The following is a 400-nucleotide window of genomic DNA, read 5'->3' on the forward strand; positions in this document are numbered from 1 at the left end:
TGATGAGTTTTTACCAGGGTTCGATCCTGCTTGGTGCAGGACTTGGGCCGACCCTCGGAGGGTTTGTCGCTGAGCTGTGGGGGATAAGGGCGCCGTTTTTCGTCTTCGCCGTTATGGCTGTAGTGGCAGCGTTGTGGGCACTTTCAGGTGATGTCAAGGTCAATGCCAAGTCCTTAGACCTTGCCGGTTATAAAATAGACGAACTCAAGGCAGATCTTTATTTAACTGAAGGAAAGAAAGTTAAAGTAAAAGAACACAACCTGAGGACCCGCTCTGTGGTAGGTTTCCCCGGTAGTGAGACGATCTCCGGCGAAGACTTGTTGAGGGTGGATGTCGACGTGCTCATTCCCGCGGCTTTGGAAGGCATGATAACGGAGTCTAACGCCAACGATATAAAGGC

General features: G+C 51.0%; 1 protein-coding gene. It reads left to right on the forward strand.

Annotated elements, in window-relative coordinates:
- A partial coding sequence (locus EZM41_RS11070) for an MFS transporter (RefSeq protein ID WP_232619329.1) occupies positions 1-400 on the forward strand: 400 nt, incomplete at both ends.

The organism is Acetomicrobium sp. S15 = DSM 107314, assembly GCF_016125955.1.
GTDB classification, from domain to species: domain Bacteria; phylum Synergistota; class Synergistia; order Synergistales; family Thermosynergistaceae; genus Thermosynergistes; species Thermosynergistes pyruvativorans.